We start from the raw sequence: 22,558 nt of genomic DNA, 5'->3' as shown, positions 1-22,558 counted from the left end.
GGGCGCCACGCCGGGCCACCCGGCCCCACGGCAACGAAGGACCGTCGATGCGCTATCACTACCGGGTCATCCCCGCCCCGACCCGCGGACAGAAGGCCAAGGGGCTGAAGACCCCCGAGGCCCGTTTCGCCCATGCGATCGAGACCGTGATGAACGAGCTTGCCGACGAGGGCTGGGAATACCTGCGCGCCGACACCCTGCCCTCGGAAGAGCGCCAGGGGCTGACCTCGACCAGCCAGGCGTTCCGGACGCTGCTGGTCTTCCGCCGGCCTGCGGAAGAGGGCCTCGACGCCTTCCAGCCGAAGCTGCTCGAGACCGCGCCTGAGCCGGAGGCGCGCGCCGAGACCCGGAGGCCGACCCCGGCCGAGCCGGTGCTCAGCCGGGCGAAACCGGCAGCCGCGCCTGCGCCCGCCGCGGACCCCGAGGCCGGAGCCGGACCAGACGCCCCCGTCCTGCCCGAGGCCGAGGTGCCGGAGAACCCGGCCCCCTCGCCCCGGTCCGAGTGATCAGGCGCCGAGGTCCAGCGCCAGCGCGTGGATCCGGGCCATGAGGTCCGATCCGATCGCCGCATGCACCGCCCGGTGCCGCTGGACCCGGCCCATCCGGCCAAGCGCCTCGGCGCGCATCCTGACCTTGAAGTGGCTCTCGCCGCCTTCCTGATACCCGGCGTGGCCCCGGTGGCTTTCGCTGTCGTCGATCACCTCCAGCTCACGCGGGTCGAAGGCCGCCTCGAGGCGGCCGCGGATCTCTGCCGTTCTGGACATATTTTTCTGTCTCACCCCTTCAATCTCGGTGCCAAGAGCTTAAACTGCACGGCCTGACTCGGAAAGGAAGCGCGATGCCCAAGCCAGATCCCTTCGGATTCGACATGTCCGTATCATCGGCGAAGAAGAAGAACACCCGGGGCCGTCGCGGCATGTCGGGGGCCTCCGAGACCTCGACGCGGCTCTGCGAACATCCCGGCTGCCAGGAAGCTGGCAAGTACCGTGCGCCCAAGGCGCCGGACGTGCTGGACGAATATTACTGGTTCTGCCGCGAGCACGTGCGCGAGTACAACACGAAGTGGAACTTCTTCGACGGCACCACCGAGGCCGAGATCAACGCGCAGCAGTCGAAGGACCGGGTCTGGGACCGGCAGACCAAGCCCATGGGCGATCCGGAGGCGCGGGCCTGGGCGCGGCTCGGCATCGAGGACCCGCACCAGGTGCTGGGCGAGAACGCGACCCGCAACCCCGGCAAGGGCGGCGGCGCGGGGCGGCGGCTGCCGCCGAAGGAGCGCCAGGCGATCGAGATCCTCGAGGCGAAGGACCACTGGACCAAGGCCGAGGTGCGCAAGGCCTACAAGGCGCTGATCAAGGTGCTGCATCCGGACATGAACGGCGGCGACCGGAGCCAGGAGGAGCAGCTCCAGCAGGTGGTCTGGGCCTGGGACCAGATCAAGGACAGCCGGAACTTCAAGTAGGACTGCGAAAGCGGTCGCCGGCCGCGCGCGCGGCCGGCCGCGGAAAGGGGGGCTGTCTGCCCCCCTCTTGGCCTGCGGCCAATTCACCCCCCGAGGATATTTTCGGCAAGAGGAAGCAGGGGCGTCGAAATTCCCGGGGCTCCGCCCGTTCGGCGCCGCGGGCTTCCACTGGAAGCCCGCTCTCCGGCGCCTCACCCCCCCGAGGATAGATTGACCAGAGGAAGGCGGGGGCGCGGTCTGCGGGACGGCGGGCGGGGCGACGTGCCGTCAGGCACGAGCGGCGCGCGTCGGGCTCAGAGGATGACGGAGCGGATCGCGTAGGCGATCAGGCCGAGGACCGAGACGGAGGCCACCCAGAGCGCCACGAACCACAGGAGGCGACGGCTCCACATCAGTGGTAGCCTTTCTCCGGGTCGAGCTTGCCGCGGAAGACCCAGTAGGCATAGCCCGTGTAGCCGAGGATGATCGGCAGCAGCACCAAGGCGCCCACCCCCATGAAGACCTGGCTCTTCTCGGGTGCCGCGGCGTCCCAGATCGTCACGTCGGGCGGGATGACATTGGGCCACATCGAGAGCCCGAGCCCCAGGAAGCACAGCCCGAAGAGCGCGAGGCCCAGCACGAAGGGCAGCCAGTCGCGGCCCTCGTGCAGGAGCGAGCGCGCCAGCAGCAGCGTGATCGCCGCCACCGCGATCGGCACGGGGGCCGCGGCCAGCATCTGCGGCCAGGTGAACCAGCGCTGGTAGTAATCGGCCTCGAGGAACGGCGTCGCCAGCGAGACGGCGGCGATGAAGCCCACCGTCACCAGCCCCAGCACCCGCGCGAGATGGCGGAAGGGCGTCTGGTCCTCGCCCTCGAGCTTCAGCACCAGCCAGCAGGCGCCGAGGAAGGCATAGCCCGCCGCCACCGCCGCCCCGCAGAGCAGCGAGAAGGGCGTCAGCCAGTCCCACCAGCCGCCGGCATAGGCGCGTCCCTCGACCTCGATGCCCTGCAGCAGCGCGCCCAGCGTGATCCCCTGCGCCAGCGCCGCCACCAGCGAGCCGCCGAAGAAGGCCATGTCCCAGAACCGCCGGCCGAAGCGGCTCGTGGTCTTCCAGCGGAACTCGAAGGCCACGCCGCGGAAGACGAGCGCCAGCAGCATCGCCACGATCGGCGGGTAGAGCGCGGGCAGGAGGATCGCGTAGGCCAACGGGAAGGCCGCCATCAGCCCGCCGCCGCCCAGGACCAGCCAGGTCTCGTTGCCGTCCCAGACCGGGGCGACCGCGTTCATCATCAGGTCGCGCGAGCGCTTCTTCGGGAAGAGCGGGTAGAGGATGCCGATCCCCAGGTCGAACCCGTCGAGCACCACGTAGATCCAGACCGCCAGCGCCAGCACCAGCGCCCAGGCCACGGTCAGGTCGAAATCGACGCCCAGTCCCATCACATGCCCTCCTGCTGCGCCGCGCTCATGCCGCCGGTCCGGATCGGTCCCGGCACCTCGTCCGCCTCCGGCTCGCCCGGTTCCGGCGGATGCGCCATCAGCCGCAGCAGGTAGAGCACCCCGGCCCCGAAGACGGCGAAATAGACGCAGATGAAGGCGATGAGCGACATTCCCACGGCCGAGGCGCCGAGCGGCGAGGCGCTGTCGACCGTCCGGAGCAGGCCGTAGATCGTGTAGGGCTGGCGGCCGACCTCGGTCGTGAACCAGCCCGCCGTCACCGCGACGAAGCCCGAGGGCCCCATGACCACCGCCGAGCGCAGCAGCCAGGGCGAATCGTAGAGCCGCCCGCGGAACCGCGCCCAGAGCGCCCACATGCCCACGCCCAGCATCGCGAAGCCGATCCCGACCATGATCCGGAAGGCCCAGAAGACCACCGCCACGGGGGGCTCCTCCTCGGCCGGCACGGTGTCGAGCCCGGCCATGGGCGCGTTCGGGTCATGCTCGAGGATCAGGGAGGAGAGCTTTGGAATCTCGATGGAATAGCGCATCACACCGGCCTCCTGGTCGGGGATGCCGAAGAGGATCAGCGGCGCCCCGTCGGGATGGCTCTCGAAATGTCCCTCCATCGCCATGACCTTCACGGGCTGGTGCTCGTAGGTGTTCAGCCCGTGGGCGTCGCCGATGTAGATCTGCAGCGGCGCGACGACGGCGGCCATGCCCATGGCCATCGAGAACATCCGCCGCACCCCGCGGTTGTCGTGGCTGCCGCGCAGCAGGTGCCAGGCCGCCACCCCGCCGACCACGAAGGCCGTGGTGAGATAGGCCGCGGTCAGCGCATGCGCGAGGCGGTAGGGGAAGGAGGGCGAGAAGATGATCGCGATCCAGTCGGCGGGCAGGAACTGCCCGTTCTCGCCGATGATGTGGCCCTGCGGCGTGTGCATCCAGGAATTGACCGACAGGATCCACGTGGCCGAGATCGCGGTGCCGATGGCGACCAGGGCGGTCGCCATCATGTGCAGCCCGTCCCCCACCTTCTGGCGGCCGAAGAGCATGATCCCGAGGAACCCGGCCTCGAGGAAGAAGGCGGTCATGACCTCGTAGGCCATCAGCGGACCGATGACCGGCCCCGCCAGGTCCGAGAAGACGGACCAGTTGGTGCCGAACTGGTAAGACATGACGATGCCGGATACGACGCCCATGGCGAAGACCACGGCGAAGATCTTGACCCAGTAATTGAAGAGCCGCAGCCAGATCTCGTCGCGCGAGCGCAGCCAGAGCGCGTTCAGCACGGCCAGGTAGGAGGCAAGACCGATCGAGAAGGCCGGGAAGATGAAGTGGAACGCGACGGTGAAGGCGAACTGCATGCGTGCCAGCAGGATCGCGTCAAAGCCCAGAAACGTGTCCATCGCGGAACCCCTCGCAAGGTGAAGGTCTTGCGAGAGGGTAATGCATGTGCGGCGTAAACCAAGTGGGGTGCGACCATTGGGCCGCGCCCCGGGCCGTGCCGTCAGGCGAGGCGCGCGTCCATCGTGATCTCGGCATTCAGCAGCTTGGAGACGGGGCAGCCCGACTTCGCCTTCTCGGCCGCGGCCTGGAAATCCTGCTCCGACATGCCCGGAACGGCGGCGGTCACGTCAAGATGCACCTTGGTGATCGCGAAGCCGTCGTCCTTCTGCTCGAGCGTGACCGAGGCCTTGGTGGCGATCTGATCGGGTGTCACCCCGTCCTCGCCCATGATGTTCGAGAGCGCCATCGAGAAGCAGCCCGCGTGCGCGGCGCCGATCAGTTCCTCGGGGTTGGTGCCGGGGCCGTCCTCGAAACGGGTGTTGAAGCCGTATTGCGCGTCGTCGAGCACACCCGACTGGGACGAGATATGCCCCTTCCCGGTCTTGAGGTCACCTTGCCAGACGGCGGATCCGCTGCGTTTCATCGCTGAAATCTCCCTTGTCCTGCGGCGGCGCGCCCGATGCGCGCCCTGCCGGGATCAACAGGAAGGGTGTCGGGGCGGTTCCGCTCAGGCCGGGACGAATTTCAGCGAAACGCCGTTGATGCAGTGGCGCTTGCCCGTGGGTTGCGGGCCGTCTTCGAAGATGTGCCCGAGGTGCGATCCGCAGCGGCGGCAGTGGCATTCGGTCCGCAGCATGAACAGCTTGCGGTCCTGCTTGGTCTCGATGGCCTCGGGCAGCGCCTTCCAGAAGCTGGGCCAGCCGGTGCCGCTGTCGTACTTGGTGTCGCTCGGGTAGAGCGGCAGGTCGCAGCCCCGGCAGAGATAGGTGCCGGCGCGCTTCTCGTCGGTGAGCGGCGAGGTGCCCGCACGCTCGGTGCCTTCCTGTCGCATGACCCGGTATTCCAGCGGCGACAGCATCGCGCGCCATTCGGCCTCGGTGCGCTGCACCTCGAAACTGCGGGCTGCGGCGGCCGGGGCGCCGCGCGAGATCGCGAGGGGCGCCAGAAGGGCGGCGGCCGAGAAGGTCCTGCGGTTCATGATGTCCTCCCTGGATCGGATCGGCCGGCCCGGGCGCGCGCCTCTTCGCGGCGCCCTGCCGTACCGCCCGAGATGGCGGTGCGGCGACCGGGGTGACAAGAAAAACCGCGGCGGGAGCCCGGGTGGAGGCGTATATACCCCGCCGCGATCCGCGAGCAGCGGACGAGCCGGAAAGAGGAGTATCCGGCCGCCCGTCCGGCTCACATCTGGGGCAGCATCACCGCGTCGATCACGTGCACGACGCCGTTCGACTGGTCGACATCCGCGATGGTGACGGTGGCGGTGTTGCCCGTCTCGTCCTCGAGCATGATGGTGTCACCCTCGTAGGTCGCCTGCAACGTGCAGCCGCCCACGGTCTCGACCGGATGGGTGCCGTTGTGATCGTCGATCATGCCCTTGATGGCGTCCGACATCGCTTCGGCCGCGACAACGTGGCAGGTCAGGATCTTGGCGAGCTGCTCCTTGTTCTCGGGCTTGAGCAGGTCCTCGACCGTGCCCTCGGGCAGCGCCTCGAAAGCCGCGTTGGTCGGCGCGAAGACGGTGAACGGACCTTCGCCCGACAGCGTCTCGACCAGGTCGGCGGCCTGAACGGCGGCAACGAGCGTGGTGTGGTCGGCGGATGCGCTGGCATTCTCGACGATGGTCTTGTCCGGCGACATCTCGGCGCCGCCGACCATCGGATTGCCGTGGCTGGCAGCAAGGGCGCCGGTGGCGATCGCGATGGCGGCGGCGCTGGCGGTCAGGGCGGTTCTGAAAGTCATCTGGTGTTTCCTCCACATTGTCTGGGCCGGGCCTCCTGACCCGGTTGGAGGAGTTACGGGCCGGCACGCGGAGCGGTTTCCTTTTCGATCGCCGCGGGGTTCACACTTGCGTGACGTTGCGTGAGGCCCGGCCCCCGCGATCAGATCGGGACGACCTGCCCCGTCGCCAGCACGTCGCCCGTGGGCGCGCCCGTCGGAGAGCCGCCTTCGGGTTCGTCCGATATGGCGAAGGTGCCGCCCGGCAGCGCGGCGGCGATCGGGGCCGGGAGCACGATCTCCTCGGTCTCCGTGTCGCTGGGCCAGACCATGACCGAAACCGGGGCCTCGTCGCCCGCGATCAGCCAGATCTCGAGCGAGCGTCCCGGCGCCGCCTGCCCCGCCACGCGGGTCAGGCTGAGGCTGCCGCTCTCGTTGTCGAACTCGGCGGTGAAGAGCAGGCTCTGGTCCGCGGCGGCGACCTCGGCGCGGTATTCGGGTGTGGCGCCGGGGCTCAGCAACCCGGCCTGCATCACGGCGAATGCGATCAGCGCGGCGGCGGCCGCGCCCACGAGGATCTGCCCCAGCCCGATCCGCGCCCAGATCGAGCGCTTCTCGCCCGCGTCGAACAGCTCTGACGTGATGCCGTGCCAGACGGAATGCGGCGGCGCGTCCTCGGGGATGTCCGCGGCCAGGGCGGCGAAGTCGTCCTCCCATGCGGCGACGAGCCCGCGCAGGGCGGGTTCGGCGGCGAGCCGGGCCTCGAAGGCCCGCGCGGACGGGGCGTCCATCAGCCCGAGGACGTATTCCCCGGCCTGGACGCTGTCGTCCTCGCGCATGTCGCCTTCGCCGCTCATCGCAGGAGGCACTCCTTCAGTTTCATCAGGCTGCGTCGCAGCCATGTCCGCATCGTGTTGATCGGCACGTCGAAACGCGCCGCGAGGTCCGCATAGGTCTCCCCATGCAGGTAGGCGAGCCGGACCGCCTCGGCCCGGTCATCGGGCAGTTCGGCCAGGCAGGTGACGATCCGGCCGCGCTCGGACTCGGCGATGGCAAGTGCCTCGGGTCCCGGGCCGGCATCGGCCACGAGCTCGGCTTCCTCCATCTGACCGCCGGTGGCGCGCCGCGCCCTGAGCCGGTCGATTGCATGGTTTCGGGCGATCGTGATGAGCCATGTCATCGGGCTGTAGCCGCCCGCCTTGTAGCGGTCGGCATTCCGCCAGATCTTGACGTAAATCTCCTGTAGCGCGTCCTCTGCTTCGGCCCTCGAATTCAACACACGCAGGCAGACGCCGAAGAGTTTCGCCGAGGTCGCGCGATAGAGCGCCGCGAAGGCCTCGCGGTCGCCGAGCGCACAGCGCGCGATGTGCTCCTCGATTTCTTCCCGGCTGCTCATGCGCCCGGACACCTCCCCCTCGTTTCCCGTTCTGACCCGCCCGGGTTATGGTTTTGCGCCCCACACTCTTGTGTCCGCCCTGGATATGAGGCACCACGGGCCGTGCAAATCCGAGTGGGACGAAAAGGACATGGCGAGCATGGCGGACGGATCGAGCGATATCAACGCCAAACCGACTGACGAAGTTTCCGTTCGGGATGTCTTCGGCATCGACAGCGACATGCTGGTGAAGGGCTTCGAGGAACGCACCGACCGGGTGCCCGAGATCGACAGCACCTACAAGTTCGACCCCGACACGACGATGGCGATCCTCGCGGGCTTCGGCCACAATCGCCGCGTCATGATCCAGGGCTACCACGGCACCGGCAAGTCGACCCACATCGAACAGGTCGCGGCCCGGCTGAACTGGCCCTGCGTGCGGGTGAACCTCGACAGCCACATCTCCCGGATCGACCTGATCGGCAAGGACGCGATCAAGCTGCGCGACGGCAAGCAGGTGACGGAGTTCCACGAAGGCATCCTGCCCTGGGCGCTCCGCAACCCCGTCGCCATCGTCTTCGATGAATACGACGCCGGCCGCGCCGACGTGATGTTCGTGATCCAGCGCGTGCTGGAGCATGACGGCAAGCTCACGCTGCTCGACCAGAACGAGATCATCACGCCGAACAAGTATTTCCGGCTGTTTGCGACCTCGAACACCGTGGGTCTCGGCGACACGACCGGGCTCTACCACGGCACCCAGCAGATCAACCAGGCGCAGATGGACCGCTGGTCGCTCGTCGCGACGCTGAACTACCTCAGCATCGACGCCGAGACCGCGATCGTCCTCGCCAAGGCGCCGCATTACAACAACGAGAAGGGCCGCAAGACCGTCAAGCAGATGGTCACCGTCGCGGACCTGACCCGGACCGCCTTCATGAACGGCGACCTCTCGACCGTGATGAGCCCCCGGACCGTCATCACCTGGGCCCAGAACGCCGAGATCTTCCGCTCCATCGGCTATGCCTTCCGGCTGACCTTCCTCAACAAGTGCGACGAGCTCGAACGCCAGACCGTGGCCGAGTTCTACCAGCGCTGCTTCGACGAGGAACTGCCCGAGAGCGCCGCCTCGATGGCCAGCTGAGGGGCCGCCGCCCTTCATCAGAGACCTGCAGACGCCGTCCGGGACCCTGTGACCCGGGCGGCGTTCTGCTGTCGGGCGGAGGTGGCTGTTGAACTTCGCAGCGCCACCGCCTAGATCCCCGGTCCAGAAGCCAGAGGACATTTTCGACATGGATCGCACTTTCGCCGCCTTCGCCCTTCCGCGTCCGCACCGAAAGTCCGTCCATGCCCTCCCTCATCACCCTGTCCGAGCTGTCCCTCACCCGGCCTGACGGCAGCCCGCTTCTCTCCGACATAACCCTCCGCTTCGGCGCCGAACGCTGCGGCCTCGTCGGTCGCAACGGCACCGGGAAATCCACCCTGCTGCGCGTGATCGCGGGCGAGCTCGCGCCCGCGCGCGGGGTCGTCCGGCTCGACGGTCGCATCGGCCTGCTGCGGCAGGAAACCGGCGCCGCCGGCGGGACCATCGCCGACCTCTTCGCCGCCCGCGCGGGGCTGGCGGTGCTGGCGCGGGCCGAGGCCGGCACCGCCTCGCTCGCCGATCTCGAGCGCGCGGACTGGACGCTGGCCGAGCGCATCGCCGCCGCCCTCGCCCGGTTCGACCTCGACATCCCGCCCGAGACACCGCTTGCCGCCCTGTCGGGCGGGCAGCGAACCCGCGCGGGCTTGGCGGCGCTGGTCTTCGATGCGCCCGACCTCCTTCTGCTGGACGAGCCGACCAACAACCTCGACCGCGCGGGCCGCGACGCGGTGGCCGCGCTCCTCGAAAACTGGACCGGGGGCGCCGTCGTCGTCAGCCACGACCGCGCATTGCTCGAACGGATGGACGCCATCGTCGAGCTCTCCGCCCTGGGCGCGATCCGATACGGCGGCAATTACGGCGCCTACCGCGCGCAGAAGGCCGTCGAACTGGAGGCGGCCGAACACGACCTCGCCGAAGCCGCGAAGCGCCGGGACGAGGCCGCGCGGCGCGCCCGGCAGGCGGCCGAGCGCAAGGCCCGGCGCGACGGGGCGGGAAAGCGCAAGCGGGCCAGGGGCGACCAGCCCAAAATCCTGCTCGACGCGATGAAGGAGCGGAGCGAGGCTTCGGGCGGTGCGCATGCCCGGCTCCGCGACGCCCGGCGAGCCGAGAGCGAGGCCGCGCTCGACGCCGCGCGCGAGAAGGTCGAAATCCTGCGCCCGGTGGCGATGGACCTGCCGGCCAGCGGACTGCCGGCCGCGCGCACCGTCCTGCGGGCCGAGGCGCTGACCGGGGGCCATGATCCCGCGGAGCCGCCGGTCCGCCGTCTCGACCTCACCGTGACGGGGCCCGAGCGGCTCGCCGTCACCGGGCCGAACGGCAGCGGCAAGACGACGCTGCTGTCGCTGCTGACGGGTGCGCTGCAGCCCCTGTCGGGCCGGGCGGAGATCCTCGTGCCGCATGCGCGCCTCGACCAGAGCGTGACCCTGCTCGACCCCGGCGCCTCGATCCTCGAGAACGTCCGCAGGCTCGATCCCGGGACCACCGACAATGCCGCCCGTGCCGCGCTGGCGCGGTTCGATTTCCGCGCGGACGACGGGCTGCGGCAGGTCGGCACGCTGAGCGGGGGCGAACGGCTGCGGGCAGGCCTCGCCTGCACCCTGGGCCGCGCCGTGCCGCCGCAGCTGCTGATCCTCGACGAGCCGACCAACCACCTCGATCTCGACGCCCTGACCGCCCTCGAAGCGGCGCTGCTCGGCTACGACGGCGCCCTCGTAATTGTCAGCCACGATAGTTATTTCATGGAACAAATCGGGGTGGACCGGGTGTTGTCCATGGCAGCCACCGCGGGCCCTCGCGGGAGCCACACCCGTTAAAGGTTTACATTTTGCACGATTGATCGGCGGTCCACATGGCGTATTGTCCAAATCATGAGCGGTTTGCGAACATGTCTGGCCCTCATGGCCCTGTTCCTGCCCATCTCACCGGCGGTGGCCCTTCCCGCGACCGCAGCCAACCCGACCATGGACTTCGCCGCCTGCACGGGGCGCTTGTCGGCGCTCATGGAGCATCAGTGGATCGTCGACCCGCCGGCCTCGGAGCGCACGCGGCAACAGCGCGCCCGGATGATCGACCTTTTGGAGGCCACGATGCACCCCGCGGACGGGCGCGCCGTCCTGAACCGGCGCGTGGAGGCCAAGACGGCGCAGGCGCTCCTGCTCACCCGGGCGCGGAACGGATCGCATCCGCGCGACGCGGCACAGGCCGGTCGGCTGTCCGAACGGGCGCTTTCAGCCTGTCTTTCGCTGCTCTTGTCCTGATACTCGCCAGCACCCTGCCCGCGACCGCCTCTTCCGAGGACGCCGGCCGCTGCGCCGCCCTCTGGTTCGGCGTCGTCGACGCGGGCAAGGTGATACCCGGCTACCTGAGCGAGACCGAGAATTCCGAGGCGCTCGCCCGGCGGTTCGAGAAGATGGCCGGTGCGGGAGGCAAGGCCGTGATCGCGCAGCTGCGCCGCGACATGCAGCTGCTCGCCGAAGCCTATGTCATCGGAGACCCGGAGAGCGTCATGCTCTTCGATCGGCTCGCGATGGAATGCCGGAAACTGGAATAGGGGCTCGTTACGACCGCCCTGGCCGATGCACGCGACAGCGGGCTGGACACCGCCCATGCTGAACGCCGGCAGGCCGGCGGCTGGACGGAGGTCGCGTCCGCCTCGCCCGCACCGCCCGTGTCACCGACGAAGGGCGCGCGCTGCGGGCGGAAACCCGGCGTCACGCCCGCCCCCGGTCATGCAGCGAGGCGCTGCTGACCGGAGACTGACGGAAGGGCTCAGGCCGCTTCGGCGCGGGTTGCGGCGCGGGCGGTCTTCAGCGCGTCGGTCCACCAGTAGAGATCGTCGATCATCGCATTGGTGTTCAGCTTGTCCTCGATCGCGCTGATGTCGTCCTCGACGCCACCCAGCGGGTGGACCCGGACGAATTCGCCCCCGGCGATATGCACCGCGCTCGGCACGTTCACCATGTGCACTTCGACCGCGATAGCGCGCAGATGCTCGACCGCGCGCGCCGCGCCGACGCCACCATAGCCGACCACGGCGGCGGGCTTGCGGTTCCATTCGTTGAAGGCCTGGTCGAAGGCATTCTTCAGCGCGCCGGAGATCGAGTGGTTGTATTCCGCGACGACGAACACAAATCCGTCGTACTGGTCGAGATCCCGCTGCCATTTCACGGCCTGAGGGTTCTGCGACGGCATCCAGCGATTGGAGGCGGGCTCATCGAAGAACGGCAGGTCGTAGGAGGCGATGTCGAGGATATCCGCGCTCATGCGGCCGTCCTGTTCGATCTTGCCCTTGATCCACTCGGCGGGCTTCACGCCCCAGCGGGTCGGGCGGGTGGTGCCGACGATGACGGCGATGCGGGGTTTGGTGGTCATGTCACAATCTCCGGAAGGGATGGTTTCTTTTGGTAACCACGGATAAAATGGAACCCGCCACGAGTCGCAAGGAGGCACCTTTTTGAAACCGTTCGATTCCGCCCTCACTCACCGCACACCGGTTGCGCGGGTGCACACAGAGGCCTCTCCCTGCGAGGAAAGCGTCAAGCGTTTCCATGGCCCCGAGGGCAGCTGCACCGCCGTCTCCGACCTGCTCAGCCGGATCGGGGACAAGTGGACCGTGCTGGTCGTCTCCTACCTCGGCGAGAACTCGATGCGGTTCAACGAGCTGCGCCGCGGGATCGGGAACATCTCGCAGAAGATGCTGACCTCGACCCTGCGCAACCTCGAGCGGGACGGCTTCGTCAGCCGCACGGTCACGCCCTCGCGCCCGCCGCAGGTGGAATACGCGCTGACCGGGCTGGGCCGCGACCTCCTGGTGCCGATCAGCCACCTCGCCTGCTGGACGGTGACGAACATGGACGAGATCAGCGCGGCCCGCGCCGCCTATGATGCCCGGGAGAACGGGTGAGCGGGCTCGGCGACAGCTGGACCCGGCGAACCCCTCTTGCCGATGACACTGGGGAGTGCTTTACCAAACGCATGAGCAAGTCCAGCGACAATCCCGCCGATCCGTTCAAGAAGGCCCTGGCCGAGGCCACCAAGGTCATGGCGCATGACCCCGAGCTGAACGTGACCTATTCGGTCGATCCCTCGGGCAAGACCGCCGACACGGTGCGCCTGCCGCAGGTGAGCCGCCGGATGTCGAAGGAAGAGGTGCTGATGGCGCGCGGCACCGCCGACGCGCTGGCGCTGCACCACCGCTACCACGACGCGAAGACCCACGCGAAATATTCCCCCCCGGGCGAGATGGCGCGCGAGCTTTACGAGGCGATGGAGACCGCCCGCTGCGAGGCCATGGGCGCGCGCGACATGCCCGGCACCGCCAAGAACATCGACGCCAAGATCGGCGCCGAGGCGCGGCGGATGGGCTATGAACAGATCAAGCAGGCCGCCGACGCGCCCCTGCCGGTGGCGGCGGGCTACCTCGTCCGCCACCTCGCCACGGGCCGCGAGATGCCCGAGGGCGCGCAGAACGTCATGGAGCTGTGGCGCGGGTTCATCGAATCCCAGGCCGGCACCACGCTGGAAGACCTGAACGACAAGCTGGCCGACCAGCGTGAATTCGCCCGCTTCGCCCGGCAGATCATCGACGAGCTGGGCTACGGCGACCAGCTGGGCGAGGACCCCGACGGCTCGGACGAGGAGGCCCCGGACGAGGCCACCGAGGACGGTGAGGAAGAGGACCAGCCCGACTCCACCGGCAATGACGAGCAGGAGGACGAGGACGCGGAGGCCAGCCCCGAGCAGTCCCAGGACGAACAGCAGGACCCGACCGAGGCGCAGGTCTCGATGGACGACATGGCCGACGAGGAGATGGGCGAGGAAACCGAGATGCCCGACGGCGAGGCGCCGCTCGAGCCGCCGCCGCCGCCGCCCGCCTCCGAGGCCGATCCGAACTACCTCGTCTATTCCGCCGAGAACGACGAGGAGGTGAATGCCGAGGACCTCGCCGACCCGGTCGAGCTGGAGCGCCTGCGCGCCTATCTCGACCAGCAGCTCGAACCGCTCAAGGGCGCGGTCGGACGGCTGGCGAACAAGCTGCAACGCCGCCTGCAGGCGCAGCAGAACCGGTCCTGGGAATTCGACAAGGAAGAAGGCGTGCTCGACGCGGGCCGCCTCGCACGGGTCGTGGCGAACCCGACGACGCCGCTGTCGTTCAAGGTCGAGAAGGACATGGAGTTCCGCGACACGGTCGTGACGCTCCTCCTCGACAACTCGGGCTCGATGCGGGGCCGCCCGATCTCGATCGCCGCGATCTGTGCCGACGTGCTGGCGCGGACCCTGGAGCGGTGCAGCGTGAAGGTCGAGATCCTCGGCTTCACCACCCGCGCCTGGAAGGGCGGGCAGAGCCGCGAGAAATGGCTGGCCGACGGCCGCCCGCAGCAGCCCGGTCGCCTGAACGACCTGCGCCACATCGTCTACAAGTCCGCCGACGCGCCCTGGCGCCGGGCGCGCCCGAACCTCGGGCTGATGATGAAGGAAGGCCTCCTGAAGGAGAACATCGACGGCGAGGCGCTCGAATGGGCGCACAAGCGGATGATCGGCCGCCGCGAGGCGCGCAAGATCCTGATGGTGATCTCGGACGGGGCGCCGGTGGACGACTCGACCCTTTCGGTCAACCCGGCGAACTACCTCGAGAAGCACCTGCGCGACGTGATCTCCATGGTCGAGAAGCGCAAGGCGGTGGAGCTGCTGGCCATCGGCATCGGCCACGACGTGACCCGCTACTACGACCGCGCGGTGACGATCACCGACGTGGAGCAGCTGGCCGGTGCGATGACCGAACAGCTCGCCGCGCTCTTCGACGCCGACCCCCGGGCCCGCGCCCGTTTCGCGGGGATCCGCAAGGCGTCCTGAGCCGGGCGCAGCCGTCCGGCTGGCATTGCCGCATCGAACGCCTGCGCCGCGATCGTCCCGTCCCGCCACGCTGAACGCCCGGCCGGATGCGCGGGCCGGCTCCGTGGCTCGGGGGCCCGAACACGCGGGCCCCGGCCTTCATCGCCCGGGCCGATCGCCGTGATGCCCCGCCCGAGGCGGCACTGACGTCGCACCGGCGACGCCCGGGGCGCGCGCCCTGCCCTTCCCTCACGCCCCCTTGCGCCCAGGCCGATATGCTGGTCCCTTGCGCCCATCCCCACAGCCGAGAGCCTGCACATGTTCCAGACCTTCGAGACCGCCTCCGAAACCGACAAGGGCGCCGCCCGGCTCGCCGCGCTGCGCGAGGCGATGACGGCAGAGGGGCTGGACGGGTTCATGATCCCCCGTGCGGATCCCCATCAGGGCGAATACGTCGCCGATCACGACGCCCGGCTGGCCTGGCTGACGGGGTTCACCGGCTCGGCCGGCTTCGCCATCGCGCTGAAGGACGTGGCGGGCGTCTTCGTCGACGGCCGCTACCGGGTGCAGGTCAAGGAACAGGTGGACCTCTCTGCCTACACGCCGGTCAACTGGCCCGAGGTCAAGCCGGGCGACTGGCTGAAGGACAAGCTCGGGCGGGGCAGGGTCGGGTTCGACCCGTGGCTGCACGCCGTCTCCGAGGTCGAGGCGCTGCGGACGGCGCTGGACGGCACCGGGATCGAGCTGGTCGCCTGCGACAACCTCGTCGACCGGGTCTGGGACGACCAGCCCGCCCCGCCCATGGGGGAGATATCCCCCTACCCCATCGAATTCGCGGGCGAGGCCCATGGCGAGAAGCGCGCGCGGCTCGCCGCGAAGCTCTCGGACGCCGGGCACCGGGCGGCGGTCATCACCCTGCCCGACAGCATCGCGTGGCTTCTGAACATCCGCGGCGCGGACATCCCGCGCAACCCGGTGCCGCATTGCTTCGCCGTGCTGCATGACGATGCCTCGGTCGACCTGCTGGCCGCCCCCGGCAAGATCGGCGCGGCGCTGCGCGATCACCTCGGCACCGGGGTCCGGCTGCATGGCGTCGAGGAATTCGGCCCGCTGCTGCGCCGCCTCTCGGGTCCCGTGCGGATCGACACCGGGTCCTGCCCGGTCTGGGTGCAGGCCGAACTGGCCGAGGGCGGGGTCGAGACCGCGACGGGCTCCGACCCCTGCATCCTGCCCAAGGCCTGCAAGTCCGAGGCCGAGATCGCGGGCACCCGCGAGGCGCACCTGCGCGATGCCGCCGCCATGTGCCGCCTGCTGGCGTGGTACGAGGCGGCCGAGAAGGCCGGGATGCGCGAGATCGACATCGTCACGGCGCTGGAAGGCTTCCGGGCCGAGACGAATTCGCTGCTCGACATCTCGTTCGACACGATCTGCGGTTCGGGCCCGAACGGCGCGCTGCCGCATTACCGGGTGAGTGAAGCCTCCAACCGGGCGGTCCAGGAGGGCGACCTGATCGTGCTCGACTCGGGCGGGCAGTATTTCGACGGCACCACCGACATCACCCGCACCCTCGTGGTGGGCGACGCGGGGGCCGAGGAAAAGGCCTGCTATACCCGCGTGTTGCAGGGCATGATCGCGATCTCGCGCCTGCGCTTTCCGAAGGGGCTCGCGGGGATGCACCTCGACGCCTTCGCGCGGCGCCCGCTCTGGGAGGCCGGGCTCGATTACGACCACGGCACCGGGCACGGCGTGGGCACCTATCTCTGCGTGCACGAGGGCCCGCAGCGGCTGAGCCGCATCTCGGGGGTGCCGCTGCAGGAAGGGATGATCCTGTCGAACGAACCCGGCTATTACCGCGAAGGCGCCTTCGGCATCCGGATCGAGAACCTCATCGTCGTGCAGCCGGCCGCAGAGCTTGCAGGCGCGGACGACCGCGAGATGCTGGAATTCGAGACCCTGACCTGGGTGCCCATCGAGACCCGGCTGATCGAGCCCGCCCTGCTGACCGAGGCCGAGCGGAGCTGGATCAACGACTACCATGCGCAGGTCCGCAACAAAGTTGCGCCGCGTCTGGACGAAGCCACCGCGATGTGGTTGCATCGCGTCACCGAGCCGATCTGACGCGATCGGCGCACCGGCAAGCGCCGCCGCGTCCTGCGGGGGGCCGACCATCACGACATACGCCTGTTACACCGACAAGGCACGACGCCTTGGAGACGCCGAGGGGAGGGCACAGGAAATGAGCGACATCAGGATACGCAAGGCCGAGGGAACCTGGACCGTGCGCGCCGGCGGCGCCGTGCTCGCCGAAAGCCGCGACGCGCTGGAACTGAGCGAGGGCGATTATCCCTTCGTCATCTACTTCCCGCGCGAGGACGTCGCGATGGCCTTCCTCGACCGGACCGACCATGCCACCCATTGCCCGAAGAAGGGCGACGCCAGCTATTATTCCATCGTCACCAAGAGCTCCGAGCTCACCAACGCCGCCTGGAGCTATGAATCCCCCCTGCCCGAGGCCGAGCGGATCAAGGATCACCTCGCCTTCTACGCCTCCGACAGCGTGACCGTGGAGCGGGTCTGACCATGCCGGCGCGGGGCCTTTCCTGACATGGCCCGCGTCGCGATCGTCGGCGCGGGTATCGTCGGCGCGGTGCTGGCGCATCGTCTCGCCCGCGAGGGGCGGCACGAGATCACGCTGATCGACGCGGCGATGAGCGCGGGACAGGGCGTCTCGGGGCGCTCCTTCGGCTGGCTGACGCAGATCGCCGGCCGCCGCGCGCCCTCGCCCGAGGCGGCGGCGGTGCGCGCCGAAGGCCGCGCCGGTTACGACGTGCTGAACGACGCGCTCGACGGCAAGCTCTTCGTCAGCGGCGAGGGCGCGATCGCGTGGCAGGAGAGCGAGTCCGAGACCGCCGCGATGATCGCCGAGCGCCGCGCGCTCGGGATCGAGGTCGAGGCGCTGGATGCCGCGGACATCGCCCGCCTTGCCCCGCATCTGGACGAGGTGCCCCCGCTCGCCGCCCATGCCCCGCGCGACATCTTCCTGCGCCCCGGCCTCGCCGCCGCCCGGCTGGCGCAGGACGCGGGCGAACATGGCGCATCGCTGCTCTACGGCCATTCGGTGCTGGGGATCGAAACCGCGAACGGGCGCGTCACCGGCCTCCGGACCGCCGAGACGGTTCTGCCCGCCGAGGTCGTCGTCCTTGCCACGGGGACCGGCATCGCGCGGCTCCTGCCCGGCGGCGTCACGGCGCCCGAGATCGGCAGCTCGCCATCCGCGCTCATCACGCTCTATGCCGAGGGGCCCGCGCCGACTCTGGCGCTCTCCGGCCCGGGGCTCGAGATCCGCAAGGACCGGCGGGCGGATCATTTCCTTGTCGCGGCCACGTGGCGGCCCGAGTCGGAGCGCGAGCTCGACGCGCTGGCGGCCGAGAAGATGGCGGTGGCGCAGCGCTGGTTCCCCGACCTGCGCAACTGGCGGATCGCCAGCGCCGGGATCGCCGCGCGGCCGATGCCGCGCACCGCCTCCGGCTGCCTTGCCGAGCCGGCCGGGGGGATCGAGGGGCTCTACCTCGCCTGCGGGCACCCCGGCGTCGCGCTGGCCCCGGTCATCGCGGAGCGGATCGCGGGCCTACTCGACTGAGGCCGCGGCGCGGCGCTGGCGGCGAGAGCGGGTGAGCTGCGGCGTCATCTTCTGCGCGCGGCGGCCGATCAGGGCCATGACCTCCGCGTCGGTCATGTCGCGCCAGCCGGCCCGGCCCGAAACGAAGCCCGCGGCCGCGAGCTCGGCCTCGACCTGCGGGAAGTCGATCTCGCCCAGCCCCATGCGCTTGGCGGTGGTGCCCTCCGGCATCCAGATCCGGCGCAGCGCCTGCACGGCGTGCGGCGCCCGTCCCCCGAAGCTCTCGATGTGCTGTTCGATGAAGTTCGACGCGCTCGAACGGCGCCGCAGGATCACGGCCACCTGCTGGTGCGGGCGGGCGAGCATGGCGAACAGGTGCAGCGCCGAGCCTTCGGCCCCGATCACCTGCCGCGCGGCCTTGTAGCGGGCGATCTGCACCTTCATCGGGTGTTTCTGGGGGTGGAATATCTCGTAGCCCTCCGCGGCGAGATACTCCTCGAGCCGGCTCTCGCCGATCAACCCGCCCCGCCCGGTGCCGAGCGCCGAGCGCGAGACATAGAGCCGCCCGGGCCCCTCCGCTGCGATCCCGGCCCCGAACCTTTCGTGCACCGCGCCGCGGAAGACCCGGGTGCCGCGGATGATCGGGCCCAGCCCGAAGCCCTGCCCCGGCACGACAAGCCGCTCGACCCGCACCGGCGCCGTGGCCACGCGGATCTCCATGTTCGGTGCCATCTGATCCACGAAGGCGCGCTGGAAGCCTGCGACCTGATCGCCCACCCCGGGACGCTTCGGAACGAAGAGGAGGCCCGCCGCCCCGGGCACCTGCGGGATCGCCCAGAACCGCACGGTGCTTTCGGCCAGGAAATGCCCGAAATGCTGCCAGAGCACGCCGCCCCAGATCCATGTCCCGGCGAGGTCCTGCAGATCGCCCGTGGGCGCCGCCGGCGCGGTGGTCAGCGGCCGCCACTTGCGCCAGAGCGCGCCTTCCGCGCAGTAGCGCCCGTCGGCATGCAGCACGCCCGCCTCCTGCACGAAGGCACTTTCGACGGGCGGCACGACCAGCGCGCCGGACAGCTCCAGCAGCGCTTCGGACCAGCCGCCCCCGGGAAGGGGCTGGCCGGCGGGATCGTTCGGATCGGGTGTCTCGTCGCTCATGCCGCCTCCGGCGCTCCGGGCTGTCGCGTCGCCGGCCAGCCTAGCCGCGCCGGTCCGCCCTGCCAATCGCGGCGGCGCCCCTGCGCCCGCGGCGCGCCTTCCCGGCACCGGGGGTCAGGAATGTTCCTCGGCCGCGGTGGCCGCAAGCGCGCCGTTGTAGACCTTCAGCGCGTCGACAAGGAACACCGCGCCCAGAAGCTCGGGCGGCTTTCCCGGGCCCTGCAGGCCGACGACCGGCAGGAAGGGCTCGCCCGAGCGGTCGAAGACGGGCATCGCGGTCTCCAGCGTGGCCGCGGCATCGAGGTAGGTCCCGGCCTCGATCATCTCCCAGCACCGCGCCTCGGGTGCGCCCCGCTCGGATCCGGCCGAACGCATGACCGAGGAGGCGCGGAACATCGACAGCAGGTATTTCTGCGGCCCCGCGGCAAGGTGGATGCCGCGCCGTTCCAGCTGGGTCAGGAAGAAGCTCCGGTCGACCAGCCGGGTGCCGATGGCGGTCGAGATCGAGACGGTCACCAGCACGGCAAGCCCGGTCGCCCAGTCTCCGGTCAGTTCGAAGACGATCATCGTGGTCGAGATCGGGGCGCCCAGCACCGCCGCCGCGACCCCGCCCATGCCCGCCAGCGCATAGAGCGTGACCGAGCCCGAGACCTCGGGGAACAGCCCCGTCGCGATCTGGCCGAAGGCAAGCCCGGTGAGCGCGCCCACCATCAGCGAGGGCGAGAAGACCCCGCCGCCCATCCGTCCGCCGATGGTGATCGCCACCGCCGCGGTCTTGATCGCCGCGAAAACGATGGCCTCGTGCAGCAGCATGTCCCCGGTCAGCGCGCGCGAGGTCGTCTCGTAGCCCACGCCGATGATGTGCGGGAAGGCGATGGCGATGGTCCCCAGCATGGCACCCGCCACCGTCGGCCGCAGCCAGCGCGGCAGGCGGGTGCGCCGCTGGACGTCGCTGGCGAAATCCTCGGCCGCGAAGATCGCCAGCATCACCAGCCCGGCCACCACGCCGCAGATCAGGCCGAGAAGAAGAAAGGCGGGCAGCTCCTCGTAGAAGCGCAGCATGGAATCGGGCGGCAGGATGAATTCCGACACGCCGCCGAACTCCAGCCGGTTGATCACCGTGCCCGCGACCGAGGCGATGACGATGGGGGCGAAGGCATGGATCGCGAAATGCCGCAGCACCACCTCGAGCGCGAAGAGCGCCCCGGCAATCGGCGCGTTGAACGAGGCCGACACAGCCGCGGCCACCGCGCAGCCCAGAAGGTCGCGCCCGGTCACCCCGTCCGCCCGGATCCGGTTCAGCACCCAGGTCGAGATCACCGCCGCCAGGTGCACGACCGGCCCTTCCCGCCCCGAGGAGCCGCCCGAGCTGAGCGTGATGAAGGACGCCGCGGCCGAGGCGATACCGGCCCGCCTCTCGACCCGGCCCTCGCGCAGGGCGGCGCCCTCGATCACGTCGGCGACGGAACGTACGCGCCCGTCCGGGGTGAAGCGGTCGAGGATCAGCCCGACGATCAGCCCGCCGCCGATCGGGATCAGCAGGATCAGGTACCACGGCAGGGTTTCGGCGAAGGAATGCAGCAGGTGCACGTCCTCGGTCCCGTAGAGCGTCTGCTGGAGCAGGTCGATGCCCTTGCGGAAGAGAAGCGCGGCAAAGCCCGCCGCGATCCCGATGGCCAGCGCGATCAGCCAGAACTGGAACTGGCTCGGCCCGCGCTCCATGAGCGTCTGCCAGGCGCGCCGCACATGCGCGAGCGCATGGCCCGACAGCGCCTGGATCAGGCCCCGGGCCGCTCCCGCCGAGTCTTTACCCGCTCTTTCGCCCGGACGCGCCATCCCTTACACATACCCGATCTTAACGCTCCCGGGGAACCGCCACATGGCCTATGACGCCGCCCTGAAAGAACTTTCCGCCCTCTTAGGCGATGCACTGACGCTGTCCAAGTCGGATCTCGACCTGCACGGGCGCAGCGAAAGCCACTTTCCCCCGACGCCCCCGGATGCGGTCGCCTACCCCACGACGACCGGGCAGGTCTCCGAACTGGTCCGCATCTGCGCGCGCCACGGCTGCCCGGTGACCGCCTGGGGCACGGGCACCTCGCTCGAAGGGCAGAGCCAGGCGGTGCGGGGCGGCGTCGTCGTGGACTTCAGCCGGATGAACCGGGTGCTCGAGGTCAACCAGGCCGACATGGACGTGCGCATCCAGCCCGGCATCACCCGCGAGGAACTGAACCGCGAGCTGCGTGCCACGGGGCTGTTCTTCCCGGTCGATCCGGGCGCCAATGCCTCGCTCGGCGGGATGGCGGCGACGCGGGCCTCGGGCACCACGGCGGTGCGCTACGGCACGATGCGGGACAACGTGCTGGGGCTCGAGGTGGTGCTGGCCGACGGCGAGGTGATCCGCACCGGGACGCGCGCGCGCAAGAGCTCGGCCGGCTACGACCTCACGGGGCTCTTCGTCGGCGCCGAGGGCACGCTGGGCCTGATCACCGAGATCACCCTGCGCCTCCAGGGCCAGCCCGAGGCGATCAGCGCGGCGGTCTGCGGCTTCGAGCGGATCGGCGACGCGGTCGCGGCGGTGATCGACACGATCCAGATGGGCATCCCCATGGCGCGGATCGAGTTCATCGACACCGCATCGGTCCGGGCGGTGAACGCCTATGCCGGGATGGAATTTCCCGAAAAGCCGCATCTGCTGGTGGAGTTCCACGGTTCGGACAGCGCGGTGGCGGAACAGGCCGAGGCCTTCGGCGCGATCATCGAGGATCACGGCGGCTCGGGCTACGCCTGGGCGCAGAAGCCCGAGGACCGCTCCGCGCTCTGGACCATGCGACACAACGCCTTCTACGCGATCCTCGCGCTGCGCCCCGGCTGCCGGTCGGTGGTGACGGATGTCTGCGTCCCGATCTCGCGGCTGGCCGAGGCGGTGGAAGCCACCACGGCCGATCTGGAGGCCCACGGGGTCACCGGCCCGATCCTGGGCCATGTGGGCGACGGAAACTTCCACGCGATTCTCATGTTCGACCCGAATGACCCCGAGGAGGAGGCCCGCGCGACCGCCGCCGCCTCCCGCATGGTCGAGCGTGCGCTGAAACTGGGCGGCACGTCGACCGGCGAGCATGGCATCGGCATCGGCAAGCGCGGCTACATGGAACAGGAGCACGGCGCCGCCTGGTCGGTGATGGGGCGACTGAAGAAAGCCATGGATCCGGGCAACATAATGAACCCCGGCAAGCTGGTGCCCGAGCCGGACTGACGCCCCTTCCGGACCGGCGGGACCTGGGCAACGCATGATTTTCGCCACGCGAAACTAGTTTTTCTTGCCAACAAAC

Annotated in this window: 24 protein-coding genes; 12 read left to right on the top strand and 12 right to left on the bottom strand. The window is 69.7% G+C overall.

The window, feature by feature from the left end:
- Positions 1–47: 47 nt before the first annotated feature.
- Positions 48–506, top strand: coding sequence for a DUF4177 domain-containing protein (locus Q344_RS26455; RefSeq protein ID WP_051630196.1), 459 nt, complete (start codon positions 48–50; stop codon positions 504–506).
- Here the strand turns inward: Q344_RS26455 and Q344_RS0101655 are convergent, their stop codons facing one another.
- Complete coding sequence (locus Q344_RS0101655; protein WP_028285114.1) at positions 507–764, bottom strand: BolA family protein; 258 nt, start codon at positions 762–764, stop codon at positions 507–509.
- A 74-nt stretch (positions 765–838) separates the two neighbouring features.
- Between Q344_RS0101655 and Q344_RS0101650 the strand changes: the two genes are divergently transcribed.
- Positions 839–1,462: a J domain-containing protein gene (locus Q344_RS0101650; protein ID WP_028285113.1), complete on the top strand. Its 624-nt coding sequence runs from the start codon at positions 839–841 to the stop codon at positions 1,460–1,462.
- 293 nt (positions 1,463–1,755) lie between these two features.
- On the opposite strand, the gene Q344_RS26000 is transcribed toward Q344_RS0101650, so the two are convergent.
- From Q344_RS26000 to Q344_RS0101610, 8 genes are all read right to left on the bottom strand, one after another.
- Positions 1,756–1,854, bottom strand: coding sequence for a DUF2474 domain-containing protein (locus Q344_RS26000; protein ID WP_156954614.1), 99 nt, complete (start codon positions 1,852–1,854; stop codon positions 1,756–1,758).
- Positions 1,854–2,879, bottom strand: coding sequence for a cytochrome d ubiquinol oxidase subunit II (gene cydB / locus Q344_RS0101640; RefSeq protein WP_028285112.1), 1,026 nt, complete (start codon positions 2,877–2,879; stop codon positions 1,854–1,856). The genes Q344_RS26000 and cydB overlap by 1 nt, the downstream gene beginning before the upstream one ends.
- The gene (locus Q344_RS0101635; RefSeq protein WP_028285111.1) at positions 2,879–4,285 is read right to left on the bottom strand and encodes a cytochrome ubiquinol oxidase subunit I; all 1,407 of its coding nucleotides are present in this window, start codon (positions 4,283–4,285) and stop codon (positions 2,879–2,881) included. The genes cydB and Q344_RS0101635 overlap by 1 nt, the downstream gene beginning before the upstream one ends.
- Positions 4,286–4,386: 101 nt before the next feature.
- Positions 4,387–4,809: an OsmC family protein gene (locus Q344_RS0101630; RefSeq protein WP_028285110.1), complete on the bottom strand. Its 423-nt coding sequence runs from the start codon at positions 4,807–4,809 to the stop codon at positions 4,387–4,389.
- Between the two features lie 84 nt (positions 4,810–4,893).
- Entirely contained in the window at positions 4,894–5,364 is a 471-nt protein-coding gene (msrB, locus tag Q344_RS0101625; protein WP_028285109.1) for a peptide-methionine (R)-S-oxide reductase MsrB, read from the bottom strand.
- Positions 5,365–5,564: 200 nt separating this feature from the next.
- Positions 5,565–6,125: a fasciclin domain-containing protein gene (locus Q344_RS0101620; protein WP_028285108.1), complete on the bottom strand. Its 561-nt coding sequence runs from the start codon at positions 6,123–6,125 to the stop codon at positions 5,565–5,567.
- Positions 6,126–6,265: 140 nt separating this feature from the next.
- Positions 6,266–6,958 (bottom strand): anti-sigma factor, encoded by a 693-nt coding sequence (locus Q344_RS0101615; protein ID WP_028285107.1) that lies wholly within the window; start codon positions 6,956–6,958, stop codon positions 6,266–6,268.
- A complete protein-coding gene (locus Q344_RS0101610; protein WP_028285106.1) occupies positions 6,955–7,497 on the bottom strand; it encodes a sigma-70 family RNA polymerase sigma factor in 543 nt (180 codons plus the stop codon). The genes Q344_RS0101615 and Q344_RS0101610 overlap by 4 nt, the downstream gene beginning before the upstream one ends.
- A gap of 139 nt (positions 7,498–7,636) precedes the next feature.
- Between Q344_RS0101610 and cobS the strand changes: the two genes are divergently transcribed.
- From cobS to Q344_RS0101590, 4 genes are all read left to right on the top strand, one after another.
- The gene (gene cobS, locus Q344_RS0101605; protein WP_028285105.1) at positions 7,637–8,620 is read left to right on the top strand and encodes a cobaltochelatase subunit CobS; all 984 of its coding nucleotides are present in this window, start codon (positions 7,637–7,639) and stop codon (positions 8,618–8,620) included.
- A 203-nt stretch (positions 8,621–8,823) separates the two neighbouring features.
- On the top strand, positions 8,824–10,434 hold the full coding sequence (locus tag Q344_RS0101600) for an ABC-F family ATP-binding cassette domain-containing protein (protein WP_028285104.1): 1,611 nt from the start codon (positions 8,824–8,826) through the stop codon (positions 10,432–10,434).
- A gap of 84 nt (positions 10,435–10,518) precedes the next feature.
- Positions 10,519–10,878: a hypothetical protein gene (locus Q344_RS0101595; protein WP_028285103.1), complete on the top strand. Its 360-nt coding sequence runs from the start codon at positions 10,519–10,521 to the stop codon at positions 10,876–10,878.
- Positions 10,879–10,967: 89 nt separating this feature from the next.
- Complete coding sequence (locus tag Q344_RS0101590; RefSeq protein ID WP_028285102.1) at positions 10,968–11,171, top strand: hypothetical protein; 204 nt, start codon at positions 10,968–10,970, stop codon at positions 11,169–11,171.
- A 218-nt stretch (positions 11,172–11,389) separates the two neighbouring features.
- On the opposite strand, the gene Q344_RS0101585 is transcribed toward Q344_RS0101590, so the two are convergent.
- Complete coding sequence (locus tag Q344_RS0101585) at positions 11,390–11,992, bottom strand: NADPH-dependent FMN reductase (protein ID WP_028285101.1); 603 nt, start codon at positions 11,990–11,992, stop codon at positions 11,390–11,392.
- A gap of 82 nt (positions 11,993–12,074) precedes the next feature.
- Between Q344_RS0101585 and Q344_RS22870 the strand changes: the two genes are divergently transcribed.
- The 5 genes from Q344_RS22870 to Q344_RS0101560 all read left to right on the top strand — a co-directional run bounded on the left by Q344_RS22870 (position 12,075) and on the right by Q344_RS0101560 (position 18,092).
- Positions 12,075–12,524, top strand: coding sequence for a winged helix-turn-helix transcriptional regulator (locus Q344_RS22870; RefSeq protein ID WP_229669115.1), 450 nt, complete (start codon positions 12,075–12,077; stop codon positions 12,522–12,524).
- 71 nt (positions 12,525–12,595) lie between these two features.
- A complete protein-coding gene (gene cobT, locus Q344_RS0101575) occupies positions 12,596–14,473 on the top strand; it encodes a cobaltochelatase subunit CobT (RefSeq protein WP_028285100.1) in 1,878 nt (625 codons plus the stop codon).
- A gap of 297 nt (positions 14,474–14,770) precedes the next feature.
- Positions 14,771–16,570, top strand: a complete 1,800-nt coding sequence (locus Q344_RS0101570; protein ID WP_028285099.1) for an aminopeptidase P family protein — start codon at positions 14,771–14,773, stop codon at positions 16,568–16,570.
- A gap of 118 nt (positions 16,571–16,688) precedes the next feature.
- Entirely contained in the window at positions 16,689–17,030 is a 342-nt protein-coding gene (locus tag Q344_RS0101565) for a DUF427 domain-containing protein (protein WP_028285098.1), read from the top strand.
- A gap of 27 nt (positions 17,031–17,057) precedes the next feature.
- A complete protein-coding gene (locus Q344_RS0101560) occupies positions 17,058–18,092 on the top strand; it encodes an NAD(P)/FAD-dependent oxidoreductase (protein WP_028285097.1) in 1,035 nt (344 codons plus the stop codon).
- Here the strand turns inward: Q344_RS0101560 and Q344_RS0101555 are convergent.
- Positions 18,081–19,226, bottom strand: a complete 1,146-nt coding sequence (locus Q344_RS0101555) for a glycosyltransferase 61 family protein (RefSeq protein WP_028285096.1) — start codon at positions 19,224–19,226, stop codon at positions 18,081–18,083. The genes Q344_RS0101560 and Q344_RS0101555 overlap by 12 nt on opposite strands.
- Before the next feature lie 114 nt (positions 19,227–19,340).
- A complete protein-coding gene (locus tag Q344_RS0101550) occupies positions 19,341–20,948 on the bottom strand; it encodes a chloride channel protein (protein WP_229669174.1) in 1,608 nt (535 codons plus the stop codon).
- 157 nt (positions 20,949–21,105) lie between these two features.
- On the opposite strand from Q344_RS0101550, the gene Q344_RS0101545 reads away from it, so the two are divergent.
- Positions 21,106–22,482 (top strand): FAD-binding oxidoreductase, encoded by a 1,377-nt coding sequence (locus Q344_RS0101545; protein ID WP_028285094.1) that lies wholly within the window; start codon positions 21,106–21,108, stop codon positions 22,480–22,482.
- Positions 22,483–22,558 lie beyond the last annotated feature (76 nt).

The organism is Pseudooceanicola nanhaiensis DSM 18065 (assembly GCF_000688295.1).
GTDB lineage: Bacteria > Pseudomonadota > Alphaproteobacteria > Rhodobacterales > Rhodobacteraceae > Pseudooceanicola > Pseudooceanicola nanhaiensis.
The sequence above is the reverse complement of the archived record's forward strand: the minus strand, read 5'-3'. Positions and strand labels throughout refer to the sequence as shown.